The 16,523-nt window shown below is 66.0% G+C and carries 15 protein-coding genes and 1 tRNA gene; 4 read left to right on the top strand and 12 right to left on the bottom strand.

The features are described 5' to 3' along the window. Positions 1 to 5 precede the first annotated feature (5 nt). Positions 6 to 482 carry an FHA domain-containing protein gene (locus tag ACIQF4_RS15675; protein ID WP_188732263.1) on the bottom strand — a complete coding sequence of 159 codons (477 nt, stop codon included), beginning with the start codon at positions 480 to 482 and terminating at the stop codon, positions 6 to 8. 156 nt (positions 483 to 638) lie between these two features. Then, a complete protein-coding gene (gcvH, locus tag ACIQF4_RS15670; RefSeq protein ID WP_350002170.1) occupies positions 639 to 1,025 on the bottom strand; it encodes a glycine cleavage system protein GcvH in 387 nt (128 codons plus the stop codon). 165 nt (positions 1,026 to 1,190) lie between these two features. On the opposite strand from gcvH, the gene ACIQF4_RS15665 reads away from it, so the two are divergent. Both ACIQF4_RS15665 and ACIQF4_RS15660 read left to right on the top strand, forming a co-directional pair. Then, positions 1,191 to 2,060, top strand: coding sequence for an Fpg/Nei family DNA glycosylase (locus tag ACIQF4_RS15665; RefSeq protein WP_400517388.1), 870 nt, complete (start codon positions 1,191 to 1,193; stop codon positions 2,058 to 2,060). A 223-nt stretch (positions 2,061 to 2,283) separates the two neighbouring features. Beyond that, the gene (locus tag ACIQF4_RS15660; RefSeq protein ID WP_400580002.1) at positions 2,284 to 3,906 is read left to right on the top strand and encodes a polysaccharide deacetylase family protein; all 1,623 of its coding nucleotides are present in this window, start codon (positions 2,284 to 2,286) and stop codon (positions 3,904 to 3,906) included. Between the two features lie 428 nt (positions 3,907 to 4,334). On the opposite strand, the gene ACIQF4_RS15655 is transcribed toward ACIQF4_RS15660, so the two are convergent. The 10 genes from ACIQF4_RS15655 to ACIQF4_RS15610 all read right to left on the bottom strand — a co-directional run bounded on the left by ACIQF4_RS15655 (position 4,335) and on the right by ACIQF4_RS15610 (position 13,953). After that, positions 4,335 to 4,411, bottom strand: a tRNA-Pro gene (locus tag ACIQF4_RS15655). Positions 4,412 to 4,549: 138 nt separating this feature from the next. Then, a complete protein-coding gene (gene der / locus ACIQF4_RS15650; protein ID WP_066275036.1) occupies positions 4,550 to 6,100 on the bottom strand; it encodes a ribosome biogenesis GTPase Der in 1,551 nt (516 codons plus the stop codon). Continuing rightward, positions 6,097 to 6,792: a lysophospholipid acyltransferase family protein gene (locus ACIQF4_RS15645; RefSeq protein ID WP_400517400.1), complete on the bottom strand. Its 696-nt coding sequence runs from the start codon at positions 6,790 to 6,792 to the stop codon at positions 6,097 to 6,099. The genes der and ACIQF4_RS15645 overlap by 4 nt, the downstream gene beginning before the upstream one ends. 46 nt (positions 6,793 to 6,838) lie before the next feature. Next, the gene (gene cmk, locus ACIQF4_RS15640) at positions 6,839 to 7,552 is read right to left on the bottom strand and encodes a (d)CMP kinase (protein WP_350002167.1); all 714 of its coding nucleotides are present in this window, start codon (positions 7,550 to 7,552) and stop codon (positions 6,839 to 6,841) included. Next, positions 7,552 to 8,661 (bottom strand): prephenate dehydrogenase, encoded by a 1,110-nt coding sequence (locus ACIQF4_RS15635; RefSeq protein ID WP_400517386.1) that lies wholly within the window; start codon positions 8,659 to 8,661, stop codon positions 7,552 to 7,554. Before ACIQF4_RS15635 ends, cmk begins: the two co-directional genes overlap by 1 nt. Positions 8,662 to 8,664: 3 nt before the next feature. Next, the gene (locus ACIQF4_RS15630) at positions 8,665 to 9,867 is read right to left on the bottom strand and encodes a pseudouridine synthase (protein WP_400517385.1); all 1,203 of its coding nucleotides are present in this window, start codon (positions 9,865 to 9,867) and stop codon (positions 8,665 to 8,667) included. Positions 9,868 to 9,977: 110 nt separating this feature from the next. Then, the gene (locus ACIQF4_RS15625) at positions 9,978 to 10,640 is read right to left on the bottom strand and encodes an SMC-Scp complex subunit ScpB (RefSeq protein ID WP_350002164.1); all 663 of its coding nucleotides are present in this window, start codon (positions 10,638 to 10,640) and stop codon (positions 9,978 to 9,980) included. Then, complete coding sequence (locus tag ACIQF4_RS15620; RefSeq protein WP_400517384.1) at positions 10,637 to 11,449, bottom strand: segregation and condensation protein A; 813 nt, start codon at positions 11,447 to 11,449, stop codon at positions 10,637 to 10,639. Before ACIQF4_RS15620 ends, ACIQF4_RS15625 begins: the two co-directional genes overlap by 4 nt. A gap of 7 nt (positions 11,450 to 11,456) precedes the next feature. Continuing rightward, entirely contained in the window at positions 11,457 to 12,356 is a 900-nt protein-coding gene (locus ACIQF4_RS15615) for a ParA family protein (RefSeq protein ID WP_102977304.1), read from the bottom strand. Between the two features lie 244 nt (positions 12,357 to 12,600). Then, a complete protein-coding gene (locus ACIQF4_RS15610) occupies positions 12,601 to 13,953 on the bottom strand; it encodes a cation:dicarboxylate symporter family transporter (RefSeq protein ID WP_400517383.1) in 1,353 nt (450 codons plus the stop codon). Between the two features lie 202 nt (positions 13,954 to 14,155). Between ACIQF4_RS15610 and ACIQF4_RS15605 the strand changes: the two genes are divergently transcribed. After that, positions 14,156 to 15,790: an ATP-binding protein gene (locus ACIQF4_RS15605; protein ID WP_400517382.1), complete on the top strand. Its 1,635-nt coding sequence runs from the start codon at positions 14,156 to 14,158 to the stop codon at positions 15,788 to 15,790. Beyond that, positions 15,787 to 16,500, top strand: a complete 714-nt coding sequence (locus ACIQF4_RS15600) for a response regulator (protein WP_231456504.1) — start codon at positions 15,787 to 15,789, stop codon at positions 16,498 to 16,500. Before ACIQF4_RS15605 ends, ACIQF4_RS15600 begins: the two co-directional genes overlap by 4 nt. Positions 16,501 to 16,523: the final 23 nt, after the last annotated feature.

The raw sequence follows: 16,523 nt of genomic DNA, 5'->3' as shown, positions 1-16,523 counted from the left end.
CCGGCTCAGCCGCGGCCTGCAGCGGTGGCAGGGCTCAGGTAGAAGGTGAGGCGGAACTTGCCGATCTGGACTTCGCTGCCGGACTTGAGCTCAACGCTGTCCACGCGGTCGTGGTTGACGTAGGTCCCGTTCAGGCTGTTCTTGTCCACGACTTCGAAGCTCCGGGCGGTGCGGCGGAACTCGACGTGGCGGCGGGAAACCGTGACATCGTCCAGGAAGATGTCGGCGTCCGGGTGCCGGCCCGCCGTGGTGACATCGGAATCGAGCAGGAACCGGGCCCCGGCGTTGGGGCCGCTGTGGGCAACCAGGAGCGCCGAGCCAGCCGGCAGTGCCTCCACGGAACTGCGTTCTTCGGACGAAAGCTTGGGGGTAATCGTGGGCTCATCCCTCACCGGGGTGAGATGGATGGAGGTGGTCTCCGACTCTCTGGCCGCACCCGAGCCGTATTCCCCGTCGGCAGGGTTCTGTGTGTGGCCAGCCATGGACTCCTCCTCTTTTCAGCTGCGGCCATCAGGCGCGCAACCAACATCTGCCCACCGGGCCTGCAGCGCAGGTCCGGAACCGGCCGCCGATCCGGCCGCTGACGTGCGAAGACATTCTGGCTTCGCCCCGGGCCGGACCGGAAAAACCGGTTAGCTTTAGCCTACCTGCTGTTCGTACTCCGATGCACTGAGCAATGAGTCGACGGCGTCGGCTTCGGCAAGCTTGATCTCAATAAGCCAGCCGTCCCCATAGGGATCGGTGTTGATGAGCGCGGAATCGGTGTCAAGGGACTCATTCCGGCCCACAACTTCGCCGCTGACGGGGGCGTAGATGTCGCTGACGCTCTTAGTGGACTCCACCTCGCCGACAACTTCGTTTGCCGTAATCCTGGTGCCGACTTCCGGCATCTGGGCGTAGACAACATCCCCGAGGGCATCCTGGGCAAAGTCGGTGATCCCCACCCGGACCACGCCGTCGGCATTGGGGGCGGTGACCCACTCGTGTTCGGCGGTGTAGGACAGATCTTCGGGAATGTTGCTCATCAGGGGCCTTTCATCGGGTCGAACACCACTGTCAACGCGGCCCGGGAAACGGGCCGCGTTGAAAGTATAGGCACATCCGGCGGGGCGTTTGCCGGGGTTTCTGACAAGATGGGACGCATGAGCGCATGCATGGGCAGCGGCGACGCCAGGAACGGCGGATGACGGATGCCTGAGCTGCCCGAGGTCTCCGGCCTGGCCGGCTTCCTGGCCGACCATCTGCAGGGAACCGTTGTTTCCAAAGTGCAGATCGTGTCCTTTGCCGTCCTCAAGACAGCGGATCCGCCCTTCAGTTCGCTCGAAGGCAGGACCGTGACCGGCGTACGGCGCTTCGGGAAGTTCATCAGCATAGACACGGGAGGAGTTTCCCTTGTCTTCCATCTCGCCAGGGCGGGCTGGGTGCGCTTCACGGACTCCCCCACGGATGCCCAGCTGAGGATGGGCAAGGGGCACATCGCCGCCCGCCTTGCGTTCACCGGCCCCGGCGGCCCCCGTGGGTTCGACCTTACCGAGGCCGGAACCAAGAAGAGCCTTGCGGTTTACGTGGTGCGGGACCCCCAGGAGGTGCCGGGCATCGCAACGCTGGGCCCGGACCCGTTCGCTGCCGCGTTCGACGCCGATATGCTGGCTGAGATCCTTGCCGGCAGCTCCCAGCAGATCAAGGGTCTCCTCCGGAACCAGGGCGTGATCGCCGGGATCGGCAACGCCTACAGCGACGAAATCCTGCATGCGGCGCGGATCTCCCCCTTCGCCACTGCCAAGTCCCTGGACCGCGGAACTGTCCAGGTCCTGTACGACGCCATCCACGACATCCTGGGAACGGCGATGGCCGAGGCCCAGGGCAAGCCGCCCAAGGACCTCAAGGACGTCAAAAGGAGCCACATGCGGGTCCATGCCCGGGCCGGGCAGCCGTGCCCCGTCTGCGGGGACACAGTCCACGAAGTCTCCTTTGCGGACACCGCGCTGCAGTACTGCCCCACCTGCCAGACGAAGGGCAAGATCCTGGCCGACCGCAGGACCTCGAAGTTCCTCAAGTAGGGAGGCCGGCATCCCGCCCGCAACGTGCCATGGACGCCGATCCACGAACTTTCCGGGCTCAAGGATGTAGCACCCCCAACATTCGGCGACTGCGGCAGCGCCGCGGCGGGTGACGCTGGTGGAAAGATTGCGGTTCGGGACTTCTGGTCCTACCCGGGCACGTTCCTGGGGCGTAGCGTCTTGACCAAAGCTCGCATGTCTCCATCAGCGCGAAGGGGTCACAATGCGCCGGTTTCGACCCACCGTCCTCGTCATGACCTTGGCCCTCGCCCTCGGAGGTGGCCTCGGGGGCACGGCCCTGGGGCCGCCGCCCGCGGCCGCTGCATCAGCGGTGGCTGCGCAGCGGAGCGTTACGGCATCGATGACGGTCGAGCAGACCGGCGACGACGCGATCGTCCAGCACTATGAGCAACTCGGCGGCAGCGCTTCATTCCTCGGCACGCCAGTCGGCAGCGCGTACGACATCGCTGGGGGTCGCGCCCAGGACTACACCGGAGGCACGATTTACTGGAGCCCCGGCACCGGAGCGCGCGAGGTGCACGGGGCGATCCGCGGACGCTATCTCGCGTTCGGCGGACCGGCCGGCCTACTGGGCTTCCCACTCACGGACGAGACCACCACTCCGGGCGCCGCTGGTCAGTACAATGACTTCGCCGGAGGATCGGTCTACTGGAGCCCCGGCACCGGAGCGCGCGAGGTGCACGGGGCCATCCGCGGACGCTATCTCGCATTCGGCGGACCGGCCGGCCTACTGGGCTTCCCACTCACGGACGAGACCACCACTCCGGGCGCTGCTGGTCAGTACAATGACTTCGCCGGAGGATCGGTCTACTGGAGCCCCGGCACCGGAGCGCGCGAGGTGCACGGGGCGATCCGCGGACGCTATCTCGCATTCGGCGGACCAGCCGGCCTACTGGGCTTCCCACTCACGGACGAGACCGGCACCCCCGACGGGGTCGGCCGGTACAACCACTTCAGCGGCACGAACGCCAGCTCGTCGATCTACTGGTCGCCCGCCACGGGAGCCCACGAGGTGTACGGAGCCATCCGAGCCCAGTGGGTGGCCCTCGGTTGGGAGCGCAGCCGGCTCGGCTACCCGACCAGCGGCGAGTACGGCATCACGGGCGGGCGCCGCAGCGACTTCCAGCACGGTTCCATCCTGTGGCACGCGGCCAGCGGCAGGACCGACGTCATCTACACCGGGGTCCCGTCGGCGCTCCTGGGCGTGGACCTCGAGCGCATTCAGACTACGCAGAAGGTTGTCGCTCTCACGTTCGACGCCGGCGCCAACGACGCCGCCCTCCGATCGATCCTCACCACCCTCGCAGCCAACGGCGTCCCGGGCACTTTCTTCCTCACCGGAGACTGGGTGAACCAGTTCCCCTCCGACCCGGCGCTGATCTACAACGCGGGGCATCGGATCGGCAATCACTCCATGACCCACCCAGATTTCACAACCCTGACCGACGCCCAGATCGCGGCCCAGATCAGCAGCGCGCAGAAGACCATCGAGGCCGCTGGAGGAGACCCGCGCCCGTTCTTCCGCTTCCCGTTCGGCGCTCGCGATTCCCGCACGATTGGAGACGTCAACGCAGCAGGTTACGCGGCGGTCCGGTGGACCGTTGACACCTTGGGCTGGCAAGGCACCATGAACGGAACGCGCGGCCCGAGCTTCATTGTCCAGCGCGTCATGGCATTCGTGCAGCCCGGAGAGATCGTCCTGATGCACCTCGGCTCTAACCCCGACGACGGCTCAACGCTCGACGCAGCGGCCCTCCCACAGGTGATCTCCCAGCTCCGGGCGGCAGGCTACGGCTTCGTGACCCTCGACGCCGCCCTCGGCTAGCTGGGACGCTGTGCTGGGCACCGAGAGGCATCAAATGGTCAAGGAGAAACCAAGACTTCCTCGCTTTACGCCTTCCACTGGCGCCTGAGGACGTCGACGGGAGCAGAACGGGAGGGACGCAGGGCCGGGACCACGTCCTTGTCGCGGGCGGCCACCGGCGCGCTTCGGCGGCAGTGTTGACCGAGGCAGGCTCCTCCCGGGGGAGCATCAAGGCGTCCATGAGCGGGCTCGGGGCCAATCCCCCGGTCAATGACCGGTGATCACTCGAACGGGGTCCTTCGCTGGTTGTTCACCCGGCCGCTCCAAAGGCCTGGCACGGCCACCCTGAAGCGCCGGCCGGTCACAGCCTGTTTTGACGGGTTTTCGCTGACTGGTTTAAATCCCGCAAACGCAAAAGCCGCGGAAACCCTAGAGTTTCCGCGGCTTTGTGGTCGGGCTGACAGGATTTGAACCTGCGACCCCTTGACCCCCAGTCAAGTGCGCTACCAAGCTGCGCTACAGCCCGCTGGTTCCGCCGTTCTCCGCTGAACTCAAACCCGAAGGTTTTCATCAGCAGTCCGGCCGAACCACCTAGAAGAGCTTACACGATCCGGAGGGGTGCCTGTGACACTTTCCGGTGATCAGCCCCCAAGGTGTGTCGCAATTAACGCTTCTTGCCGCGCTTTTCGCGCACGCGCATGCTGACCTCGATGGGCGTGCCTTCGAAGCCGAACGTTTCCCGCAGCCGGCGGGTGATGAAGCGCCGGTATCCGGGGTCCAGGAATCCGGTGGTGAACAGCACGAACTTCGGCGGCCGGCTTGACGCCTGGGTGCCGAAGAGGATGCGCGGCTGCTTTCCGCCGCGGACGGGGTGCGGGTGCGCGGCAACGAGCTCGCCAAGGAACGCGTTGAGGCGGCCCGTGGCAATGCGCTTGTCCCAGTTCTCCAGCGCCAGGTCCAGGGCCGGCACCAGGCGGTCCTTGTGCCATCCGGTCTTGGCCGAGATGTTCACGCGGGGTGCCCAGTCCACGTGGGCCAGGTCCTGCTCAATTTCACGCTCGAGGTAGCGCCGGCGTTCGTCGTCGAGCAGGTCCCACTTGTTGAAGGCCAGCACCAGGGCCCGGCCTGACTCAATGGCGAGCTGCAGGATCCGGACGTCCTGCTCGCTGAGGACTTCGTCAACGGCGAGGAGCACGACGGCGACCTCCGCCTTTTCGAGCGCGGCCTGGGTACGGAGGGAGGCGTAGTAGTCCGCACCCTGTGCCATGTGCTGGCGGCGGCGGATGCCTGCCGTGTCCACGAAGCGCCAGGTGCGGCCGCCGAGTTCGATGAACTCGTCCACCGGATCGCGGGTGGTGCCGGCGGTGTTGTCCACCACCACGCGTTCAGTCCCGGCCAGTTTGTTCAGCAGGGAGGACTTGCCCACGTTGGGGCGGCCGATCAGGGCGATGCGGCGGGGACCGCCGGAGCGTTCCAGGCCCTCGATGGTGGAGAACTCGGGGAGCACGTCCATCACGTGGTCCAGCAGGTCCGCCACGCCGCGGCCGTGCAGCGCGGAGACAGGGTAGGGCTCGCCGAAGCCGAGGCCCCACAGGGTGGCGGAGTCCGCCTCCTGGGCAAAGTCGTCCACCTTGTTGGCCACCATGATGACCGGCTTCTTGCTGCGCCGCAGCATTTTCATGACGCCTTCATCGGTGGCGGTTGCCCCCACGGCAGAGTCCACCACGAAGAGGACTGCGTCCGCGAGTTCAACGGCCATCTCGGCCTGCTCGGCTACGCGGGCATGGATGCCGCGGGCGTCGTGCTCCCAGCCTCCGGTGTCCACCAGGGTGAAGTTGCGTCCGTTCCAGTTCGCGGAATACATAACGCGGTCGCGGGTGACGCCGGGGGTGTCCTCGACGACGGCTTCCCGGCGCCCAAGGATTCGGTTCACCAGCGTGGACTTACCCACGTTCGGCCGGCCGATGATGGCCAGGACGGGATCGAGCTTGACGGGACCGTCAAAGTCCTCGTCGCCGTATTCGCCGCTGAGCAGTGCGGCGTCTTCCTCGTCGAGGTCATAGTCCTCCAGGCCCGCCCGGAGGGACGCAGCGCGGAGCTCGGCCTCGTCATCGTCGATGGCAGCCAGCCGTTCGGCCACCTGGTCCGTGCCCGTGGGCGTGTATTCGTCTTCGCCGGCGCCGAAGTGGCCGGGAGTTTGAGTCGTATCGCTCATTGCACTGTCCTTAAGTGGTCATCTGCCGGCGTCCCGGCTACTGCTGTTAAGTCTTGGCGGGCATCTGCGAAAGGCAGTGGCTGCCCGCTGAGTTGAATGGAGTCCTGGACGTGCCCTGCCAGCGCGGCGCGGATTTCCAGCGCCGCCCTGTCCATTGAAGCACGCCCGCTTTCCCCTGCCCGGCGGGCAAGGGTGAGGGCATTTCCGAAGCTGACGTGGAAACGCCTGCCGGGCCGGGGCACGGAATCCACGTGCTCGTCTCCCCTGCGGGTGCCCAGGATGGCCACGGGGACCACCGGGGCCCCGGAATTCAGGGCCAGCCAGGCGACGCCGCCGTTAATGTCTTCTGCAGCCCCGCTCCCCCTGGTTCCTTCGGGAAGGATGCCGACGCACCGGCCGGCGTCGAGCACTTCCTTGCACCGCTGCAGGGCGGTACGGTCGCCGCGCCTGTCCACCGGCAACTGGCCGGAAGCGGTCAATACCTGGCCGAGGAAGCCCTTGAACATCTCCTGTTTGACCAGGATGTGCATAGGGCGCGGTGCGGCACCGAACATGACCGGACCGTCCAGGAAGCTGATGTGGTTGCCCGCGAAGATCACGGGGCCGCCGGTGGGCACATTTTCCTTGCCCGTGACGGTGGTCCGGTAGACCATATGGTCGAGAATCCAGCCCACCGGCCTGCTCCACGCCATGGTCAGGCCGGAGGGAACACCCGGCAGGGAGGTGGCGGCGGCGCGTTCAGTCACGGTTGAGGACCTTTGTGACGATCACCAGGGCGGCGGCGACGGTCTGGTCGAAGTCCAGGTCCGACGAGTCCAGGGTCACCACCCCGGAGGCGGCCGTGGTGAAATTCACCACGGAGGAGTCCTTGGCATCGCGGTGGGTCACCTGCGCCGCCAGCTCCTCGGCGTTCTGGGTGCCGCCCAGCTGGATTCCGCGCCGCCGCAGCCGCGCTTCCTCACTGGCCGTGAGCAGCATCCGGACTTCCGCTCCGGGCGCGACGACGGTAGTGATGTCCCTGCCTTCCACCACCATGCGGCGGTGGTGCTTTTCGATCAGTTCCCGCTGCCGGCGGATCAGCTCAGTCCTTGCCCCCAGGGTAGTGGCCACGGCGCTGACGGAAGAGGAGATGGCGGGCTCGCGGATGGCGTCGGTGACGTCGACGCCGTCCACCCGCACGTACTCCTCCGCGGGGCTGGTGCTCAGTTCCAGGACCAGGTCCCGGGCGGCCTGCTCCACTGCTGCGGCGTCTTCGAGGTCGATGCCCTGACTGACGCAGAACCAGGTGAGGGCACGGTACATCGCGCCGGTGTCCAGGTAGGCGAGCCTGAGCCTGCGGGCCACTTCCTTGCTGACGCTGGACTTGCCGGAGCCGGACGGGCCGTCAATGGCCACCACCAGCGGCCGGCCGATGCGCAGCGCGGGCATGGTATCGAGAAGTTCCTGTGTCATTACTGGAGTACCCGCCATCCGCGGTCGTTGAGTGCTTCGATCAGGTGGTCATGCTTGTTCGGCAACACGGATATTTCCACCATACCCACGTTCTGGCCTGAAGAGTGGTCCAGGCGGAGGTCCTCCAGGTTGACGCCGATCTCGCCTATCTCCGTGAGGAGCCGCGCGATCTGTCCGGGTTTGTCGTCCACCAGGACGGTCAGCCAGGAGTACGCCTGCGGCGGTCCGCCGTGCTTGCCCGGAATGCGGGCCTGGCCGGCGTTGCCTTCGCTCATGAGCTGCGCGAGGTCCAGCCGTGCGCCGGGAGCCGTGGGTTGCTCGAGTGTTCCGATCAGGCGGTTGAGGTCATCCCTGACGCCGTAGAGGATTTCCACGACTTTCGCCGCGTTGCCGCCGAGGATCTGGACCCACAGGGACGGATCGCTCGCAGCTATCCGGGTGACGTCCCGCAGCCCGTTGCCGGCCAGGGACAGGGCATGCAGCGGCGTACCCTGGAGCCGGCTCGCGAGCAGCGAGGACATGACCTGGGGCAGGTGGGAGACCAGGGCAACAGCTTCGTCGTGCTCGTCGGCCGTGAACTGGGAGACCACCGCGCCAAGGTCCGACGCCAGGGACCGCGCCGCCTGGAGGGCAGCGCCAGAGGTTTCCTCTGACGGGCACACCACCCACGGCATCGAGGTGAACAGCTCGCCGCGGGCAGCCACCGGGCCTGACTTTTCCCGCCCGGCCATGGGGTGTGTACCCACGTACCGGGAGAGGTCGACGCCGCGGCGCCGCAGGCTGTCCAGGATATCCGCCTTGACGCTGGCTATGTCCACCACAATGGAGCCGGGAAAATCCGAAAGGGCTTTTTCCACGACGTCGGCTGTAACGTCCGGCGGAGCGGCAACCACCACCAGCTGGGGGACGGCGCTGCCGAGTTCCGGCAGCGGCCGGCCCGCACCGATGTCCACGGCGACCGCCTGGTTGGTGGGCGAGGGGTCGGAAAGGAACACCGGGACGCCACGTCCGCGCAGGCCCAGGCCAATGCTGGCGCCGAGCAGGCCGGTCCCGAGGACCACCACCGGACCATCCAGGTGCCCGCGGCCCTGGCTGTGGAAGGCGGACATGCCTCAGAGCCCTACGGATGCCAGCAGATGCCCGACTTCCTGCTTGCCGAGGTTGCGGATGCTGCCCTGGCGCTGGTCACCCAGGCCGATGGGACCTACCTTGACGCGGACCAGGCGGAGGACCGGGAAGCCGACGGCGTCGAACAGGCGCCGGACAATGCGGTTCTTGCCCGAGTGGAGGACAACCTCGATCAGGACGTGGCCGGGGGTGGAGTCAACGAGGCGGAAGGAGTCCACGGACGCGAAACCGTCCTCCAGTTCCACGCCTTCCTTGAGCTGGGCGCCGATCCCCTGCGGGAAGGGACCGCGGACCTGCACCAGGTACGTCTTGGGCACCTCGTAGGAAGGGTGCGTCAGGCGGTTGGCCAGTTCGCCGTCGTTTGTCAGCAGCAGCAGTCCCTCGGTGGCGACGTCGAGGCGCCCAACGTGGAACAGGCGTTCGCCGGTGTTCTTGTTGCTCTTGAGGAAATCGCTGATGCACGGGCGGCCTTCAGGGTCCTCCATGGTGGAGACAACGCCCTTCGGCTTGTTGAAGACCATGTAGACGAGGTTTTCATCCAGCTGGATCCGCAGGCCGTCCACGTGGATGACGGCGGTTTTGGGGTCGACCCGGACGCCGAGCTCGGTGACTACCTGTCCGTCCACTTCCACGCGGCCCTCGGCAATCATCTCCTCGCAGACGCGGCGTGAGGCGACCCCGGCCGAGGCCATGACCTTCTGCAGGCGCACGCCGTCGGCGTCGTGGAGTTCCGACTGGGGAACGTCGCCGCGCGGGCCCTTCTTGCGCGAGGGCCTGCGGACTGGTCCCAGGTTCTGGCCGAAGCGTTCGCTTCCGAAGGCGCGGGAGGCTGCGGCGCCCGGTGCGCCGGTGCGCGGCTTGGGCTTAAGGGCGCCCGGAGTGCCCGGGGCCTTCTTCGCTCCGGGCTTGCGCGCTGCAGGCTTCCGTGAGGAAGGCCTGGCGGCCTTCGGATCTGCGGAACTGCGGCCCTGCTGGGGGCCGTCCGATGCCAGATCCGGATCGATGAAGCGCTCTTCGCGCGGCTTGGGTGCGCGCTGCGGGCGGTCGCTGCCGAACCCGCCGCCCCGCTTCGGGGCACCGCCGCGGAAACCGCCGGCTGACTTGCCACCCTGGGAGGTGTTGTTGCGCTGGGGATTGTTGCGTCCCGAGCTGTTACGTGGTGAACCCTGGCGTCCCGCCTGTGTCATGACCCGTCCTTCAATTGTTTGGCCGGAAAGGTGTCCAGAGACAACCTTAACCAGCCGTGCAGAAATAATCTGCCCTGATAAATACTGTTGCCCAGGCAGCGCGACGCTGCCTAGATCCCGTCGGCGTCGTAGTACTCCGCGATGCCGTCTAGGCCCGGAAGATGTGGAGACAACTGCGGCAGTTCCGCCACAGAGCCGATTCCCATCCGTTCCAGGAAATACGACGTGGTCCGGTAGAGCATGGCCCCGGATTCCGGATCCGTTCCCGAATCCTCGATCAACCCGCGCTGGGCGAGTGTCCGCACCACAGAGTCAACATTGACACCCCGAATTGCCGAAACCCTGGCCCTGGAGACGGGCTGGCGGTACGCGATGACCGCGAGCGTTTCCAGGGCTGCCTGCGTAAGCCTGGCAGTCTGACCTTCGAGCACATATTTGCCAACAATGTCGGCAAAGTCCGCGCGCGAGTAGATCCGCCAGCCACCGGCGATGTTCCGCAATTCAAAACCCCGGGGGCTGGAGCCAAAACCAGCGGCGCTGGCTTGATCCATATCCGGGGCTTTAACAGTATAGCCGCTATACTCGCGCTGCAGTTCGGCCAGCAGGGCGCCGACCGTTTCAACGGTCAGTCCAAGGCCTGCGGCCAGTTCCTCCTCCGTGGCCGGCTGGTCGATGACCATCAAGACAGCTTCAATGGCAGCCTTGGCCCCGCCCGGGAGGTTTTCGACGTCTTCCTCCGCCAATCGCGCGTCTTCCGTGGCTTCCTTGGTCACAGCTGCTCCTCGAATTCTTCGCTTAGGTTCTCTGCCGACCACTGCCGCCTGCCGGCGGTCCAGTGGACGGCAAGATCCGCCAGCGGCGACAACTGGTCGAATGAAACCGCCTTGTCCCGGAACAATTCCAGCAGCGCCAGGAACCTCGCAACCACCACAAGCGTGGATTCGGCGTCGGCGATGATGGCCCGGAATGTCAGCGGCGATTCCCGCTGGAGCCGCAACCCGACTATTTCTGCCTGCTCCTTGACGCTGACGTTGCCGCCGTGGAGGTGGGCCAGCCCAACTTCGGTGGGTTTGGGGGCCTTGGGCCGCAGCGCCGCTTCCGCCAGCGCGGCGAACTGTTCGGGGGTGTGCTTCCATACCAGTTCCGGGAGCATGGCGGCGAAATGCTCTTCAAGGGCAACCTGCCGGGGATAGCGCATGGCTTCCTGGTGCAGGGTCTCGCCCAGGAGGCCTGCCACATGCTTGAAGGCCTTGTACTGCAGGAGCCGGGCAAAAAGCAGGTCCCTGGCCTCGAGCAGTGCCATGTCCTCGTCGTCTTCCACCTCGCCGGCCGGAAGGAGCCTGGCAGCTTTGATGTCCAGGAGCGTCGCGGCGATCACCAGGAACTCGCTGGCTTCATCCAGCGCCCATTCCCCGCCACGTGCCTGCAGGTTCCGGATGTACTTGATGAACTCGTCCGTCACCGTGGCCAGGGCCACCTCGGTGATGTCCAGCTGGTGCTTCGCGATCAGCCCCAGCAGGAGGTCGAAGGGACCCGTGAAGTTGGCCAGCCGCACCTCGAAGCCGGGCTTGGATTCGGCCACGTCCTGGCTAGGGCGCGCCGCCGCGCGAGATCAGCTCTTTGGCCAGGCGCCGGTAGGCGTCCGCGCCCACGTGGTTGCCGGCGTAGCTGGTGATCGGCTCAGCGGCCACGGTGGCGTCGGCAAACTTGATGGAACGCTTGATGACAGTCTCGAAGACCTTGTCCCCGAAAGCTTCCACCAGCCGCGTGATGACTTCACGGCTGTGCAGGGTGCGGGCGTCGTACATCGTGGCGAGCACCCCGTCCACCTGCAGGCGCGGGTTAAGCCGGTCCTGCACTTTGTCGATGGTCTCCACCAGCAGAGCCACAGCGCGAAGGGCGAAGAACTCGCAGATCAGCGGGATGATGACGCCGTGGGCCGCGGTCAGCGCGTTCACGGTCAGCAGGCCCAGGGAGGGCTGGCAGTCGATGAGGACGACGTCGTAATCGTCCTCGACTTTCTTCAGCGCCCGGTCCAGGACCTGTTCACGCGCCACTTCATTGACCAACTGGACTTCGGCAGCGGAAAGGTCGATGTTGGCCGGCAACAGGTCCACGTTCTCCACGCCGGTCTGGTGGATGGCGTCACGGATGTTGACCTTGCGGTCCATCAGCACGTTGTAGACCGTAAGGTCCAGTTCGTGGGGGTTCACGCCGAGGCCTGCCGACAACGCACCCTGGGGATCGAAATCGACCAGGAGCACCCGGCGGCCGTATTCCGCCAGCGCTGCCGCGAGGTTGATGGTGGAGGTGGTCTTGCCGACGCCGCCTTTTTGGTTGACCATGGCGATCACACGCGCCGGACCGTGGGAGGACAGCGGTGCCGGTTCCGGGAACTCCCGGTATGGGCGGCCCGTGGGGCCCATCACCGCGTTGTCCAGGTCAAATTCCGTGCCCTCCAGAGTTGCCGAACCCTGTTCGCTGCTCACGTATCTATCCACACTTTCGATGACGGTGATTTCCTGCCGCTGGATGCCAGCGCCGTTCCTTCTTCTTCCCAAGGTTACAGCGACCGACACGGTATTCGGCGGAACTTGACTTTCCACCCATGTTGAGCCTTGACCCTCTAGCTGAGGTCGAAGGTTGGTTTATTCGAGGCACAAAGCAGCCCCCGCGGCCATGGCTGCGGGGGCTGCTGTGCTGCTACTGGGGTGCGCGGCTGGCGGCTGGCGCCTAGACGGCGGCCGGAACGCGCGGAGCTTCGGTTCCCGTGGCTGCGGGCTCGGTGTGGCCGTGGCCGGCGATCATGGTCTGCTCGTCGAAGGGCAGCTTGCCGGAGAGCACCTGGTCAACCTGGCCCCGTTCGATCTCCTTCACCCAGGTGCCGATCAGCACGGTGGCCACGGCGTTGCCGGTGAAGTTGGTCAGGGCGCGGGCCTCGGACATAAAGCGGTCGATTCCGACGATCATGCCGACGCCGCCGAGCAGTTCCGGCTTGTGGGCCTGCAAGCCGGCAGCGAGGGTGGCCAGGCCGGCGCCGGTGACGCCGGCGGCGCCCTTGGAAGCGATGATCATGAAGACCAGCAGCGAAACCTGGGCTCCCAGGTCCAGCGGGGTTCCCATGGCGTTGGCGACGAACAGGGAAGCCATGGTCAGGTAGATGGCTGTGCCGTCCAGGTTGAAGGAGTAGCCCGTGGGAACGGTGACGCCAACCACCGGCTTGGAAACGCCGAGGTGCTCCATCTTTGCGATCAGGCGGGGCAGCGCGGCTTCGGAGGAGGACGTGGAGAAGATCAGCAGGTATTCGCGGCCCAGGTACTTCATGAGCTTGAAGATGTTGACGCCGGTCACGATTTTCAGCAGTCCGCCGAGGATGATGACGATGAACAGTGCGCAGGTGATGTAGAAGGCCGCCATCAGGGTGAACATGCTGACGATGGCCTGGAAGCCGGTGGCTCCCACGACGGCGGCGATGGCACCGAATGCACCCACGGGTGCAAGCCACATGATCATGATGAGGATGCGGAAGACGAGTGCCTGGCCGTGGCCGATGGCCTTGAGGATGGGTGCACCCTGCGGGCCCATCTTCTGGAGGGCGAAACCTACGAGGAGGGCAGCAAAGAGCGTGGGAAGGACCGGAATGTCACCCGGGATGATTCCGAGGAGGAAGGCAACGGTGCTGTCGACTTCTGCCTTCTTGGAGGGATCGTACGGCGCCAGCTTCAGGCCTTCGCCCGGGTGGATCATGTTGCCGACCACCAGGCCGATGGCGAGCGCGAAGGTTGACATCAGCACGAAGTAGCCCAGGGCCAGTCCACCGACCTTGCCCACCGTGGCGGCCTTGGCGATGGAGCCAATGCCCAGGACGATGGTGCAGAAGATGATGGGCGCAATCATCATCTTGATGAGCTTGATGAATCCATCGCCGAGCGGCTTGAGGGACTTGCCCACCTCGGGGAACATCAGGCCCACCACGGCGCCGAGGATAACGGCGGCGATGACGGCAATGTAGAGGTAGTGCGATTTGTCGATGCCCTTGCGCCGCGTCTTCACGGTGTCAAGCGACTCTCCTCGTTGAGAAGCCATGATGTGTCTCCTTATATGGATAATCTGATAGACGCTGCGGCACATTCTTTGGGCTCTACGCGTCCTCCGGTGTGATATCCATCATTGGGTACGCCGTGACCCAGCTCACCGTTGCGTTCATATTGGTCGCGGTGCCGTTCAAATTGGTCGTGGCGCACGGGATTTCCACAGGATTGCACCGGAAGGGCGTCGGGAGGTACACATGATCCACCCCTGGAGCATCGCCCGCCGGCTTTTTGTGGCGAACCTGCTGATCGTGGTGGTGTTTATCGCCATCGTCGGTTCGGCGACGTTCGTCGATGCCCGGGACCGTACCTACGATGAAGCCGGCCAACGGATGGCGGGGATTGCCGCAGCCATCGCGGCCAGCCCCCTGGTGCTGGATGCGGCCTCCAGCCCGGACCCGACGGGGACGCTCCAGCCCTACGCCAGGGACGTCATGGCGGAGGCCGACGTCGACTTCATCACCATCATGGCCCCGGACCGGACGCGGTGGACGCATCCGCGGGACGAGGAAATCGGCCGGCCGTACATCGGCTCCATCGACGCCGCGCTGCAGGGCGGGCAGCATACCGAAGTGACGGCGGGGACGTTGGGCCCCTCGGTGCGGACCATTGTTCCGGTCAAGGACCAGGCGGGCGAGGTGAAGGCACTGGTGGCCGTGGGCGTTACGGTCCGTACGGTGGATGTCGCCTTTGCCGGACGCCTGCCTGCCCTGCTGTCGATTGGCCTCGCCCTGCTGGTGGGAGGTTCGCTGGCATCCTGGTTCCTGGGCCGGTACCTCCGACGCGTGACCCGTGGCTGGGGGCCGGAGCAGCTCTCGCAGCTGTTTGCCTACTACGAATCCGTCCTGCATTCGGTGCGCGAAGGCCTGATCCTCATCGACACGAAGGGGCGCGTGGTCATGTACAACGACCAGGCGGGGGAACTGCTGGGCCTCGAAGGTGCCGGCAGCAAGGACCCAACCATGCCGCCGTCGCTGGCGGAGTTGCCGCTCGAGGAGGAACTCCGGGACCTGTTCGAATCCGGACGGCCCGCCAAGGACGAAATCATCCTTACGGGTTCCCGTGTGCTGGTGGTCAACCAGGGACCGGCAAGGGCGCCAGGCTCTCCGGGGACCCGCGGCAGGACACCCGTCTACGGTACGGTGGCAACGCTGCGCGACCGTACCGAAATCGAGGCACTGGGCAACGAACTGGAAACCATGCGGACACTGTCCGGAGCCCTCCGCGCCCAGACCCACGAGCACGCCAACAGGCTCCACACCATGGTCTCGCTCCTGGAGCTGGGCCGTACGCAGGAAGCCCTGGATTTTGCCACCCGGGACCTGGAACTGAGCCAGCAGCTGACCGATGACATGGTCAGTTCCGTTGATGAACCCGTCCTTGGCGCACTGGTCATGGGCAAGGTGGCTGAAGCCCACGAACGCGGGGTCCAGCTGGACGTTGCCACGCTGGGTTCCGGTACGGTGGCGGGGGTAGCCGTGCAGGACCTGGTGACAATCCTGGGAAACCTGCTGGACAATGCCATCGATGCGGCTGCGGACGGTCCCCCGCCCCGGCGCGTGCAGCTGACCGTGGAATCGGATGAGGAGGGACTGGACATCGCCGTCCACGATTCCGGCGCCGCCCTGGACGCCCAGTCCGCGGATCGCATCTTCCGGCACGGCTTCAGCACCAAGCCTTCCGGGCCCGGCGGCCGCGGCATCGGGCTGGCGCTGGTCCGGCAGGCAGTGCAGCGTCTGGGCGGTACCCTGACCATTAACGGACGGCGCGGAGCGAAATTCGAAGTATTCCTACCCGCGGCGGCGTCCCCGCAGAAGGAGCACAGACCGTGAGCAACATCCGGGTCCTCGTCGTTGAGGACGAGGCCATCGCATCGGCGGCGCACGCAGCCTACATCGGGCGGCTGCCGGGCTTTGAGCTTGCCGGAAGCGCACCGGACGGCCAGTCCGCCCTCCGGCTGCTCGGTGAGCTCTCTGCGGCGGGCAACCCGGTGGAGCTGGTCCTCCTGGACATGAACCTGCCGGACCTCCACGGCTTGGACATTGCGCGGCGGATGCGGGCGGCGGGAATCCTGGCCGACATCATCGCCATCACCGCCGTCCGGGAGCTGGCCATCGTCCGGAGCGCCGTGGCCATCGGGGTGGTGCAGTACCTGATCAAGCCGTTCACGTTCGCCACGTTCGCCGACAAGCTGGAAAGCTACCGGCAGTTCCGGCAGCAGCTCGCGGGCCCGGACGCCGGCTCGGGAAAAGCCGGAGCATCCCAAAGCGAAGTGGACCAGGCTTTCGCAAGCCTGCGGGCGCCGTCGGAACTGCCCCTGCCCAAAGGCCTCTCCGCATCCACGCTGGGCTCGGTGCAGGAGTTCGTCAGGCAACACAGCGTCGCCGTGTCCGCCACGGAAGTCATGGACGCCCTGGGCATGTCCCGTGTCACCGCCCGCCGCTACCTCGAGTACCTGGCGGACGCCGGCACGGTCTCCAGGACAGCCCGCTACGGGACACCGGGCAGGCCGGAAAACGAGTACCGCTGGAGTGGGCGCTGACCCAGCTGCTGGCTAAGGCCACC

The organism is Pseudarthrobacter sp. NPDC092202, assembly GCF_044755505.1.
In the GTDB taxonomy this organism is placed as follows: Bacteria; Actinomycetota; Actinomycetes; order Actinomycetales; family Micrococcaceae; genus Arthrobacter.
Note: the sequence above shows the minus strand (reverse complement) of the source record. Positions and strands in the feature narration are given on the sequence as shown.

What these genes read in the sequence shown, in the direction of transcription:
- ACIQF4_RS15605 (WP_400517382.1), top strand. Translation starts at nt 14,156, where the DNA reads ATGATCCACCCCTGGAGCATCGCCCGCCGGCTTTTTGTGGCGAACCTG.
- ACIQF4_RS15675 (WP_188732263.1), bottom strand. Translation starts at nt 482, where the DNA reads ATGGCTGGCCACACACAGAACCCTGCCGACGGGGAATACGGCTCGGGT.
- ACIQF4_RS15630 (WP_400517385.1), bottom strand. Translation starts at nt 9,867, where the DNA reads ATGACACAGGCGGGACGCCAGGGTTCACCACGTAACAGCTCGGGACGC.
- ACIQF4_RS15610 (WP_400517383.1), bottom strand. Translation starts at nt 13,953, where the DNA reads ATGGCTTCTCAACGAGGAGAGTCGCTTGACACCGTGAAGACGCGGCGC.
- gcvH (WP_350002170.1), bottom strand. Translation starts at nt 1,025, where the DNA reads ATGAGCAACATTCCCGAAGATCTGTCCTACACCGCCGAACACGAGTGG.
- ACIQF4_RS15665 (WP_400517388.1), top strand. Translation starts at nt 1,191, where the DNA reads ATGCCTGAGCTGCCCGAGGTCTCCGGCCTGGCCGGCTTCCTGGCCGAC.
- ACIQF4_RS15645 (WP_400517400.1), bottom strand. Translation starts at nt 6,792, where the DNA reads ATGGCGTGGAGCAGGCCGGTGGGCTGGATTCTCGACCATATGGTCTAC.
- cmk (WP_350002167.1), bottom strand. Translation starts at nt 7,552, where the DNA reads ATGACACAGGAACTTCTCGATACCATGCCCGCGCTGCGCATCGGCCGG.
- ACIQF4_RS15660 (WP_400580002.1), top strand. Translation starts at nt 2,284, where the DNA reads ATGCGCCGGTTTCGACCCACCGTCCTCGTCATGACCTTGGCCCTCGCC.
- der (WP_066275036.1), bottom strand. Translation starts at nt 6,100, where the DNA reads ATGAGCGATACGACTCAAACTCCCGGCCACTTCGGCGCCGGCGAAGAC.
- ACIQF4_RS15635 (WP_400517386.1), bottom strand. Translation starts at nt 8,661, where the DNA reads ATGTCCGCCTTCCACAGCCAGGGCCGCGGGCACCTGGATGGTCCGGTG.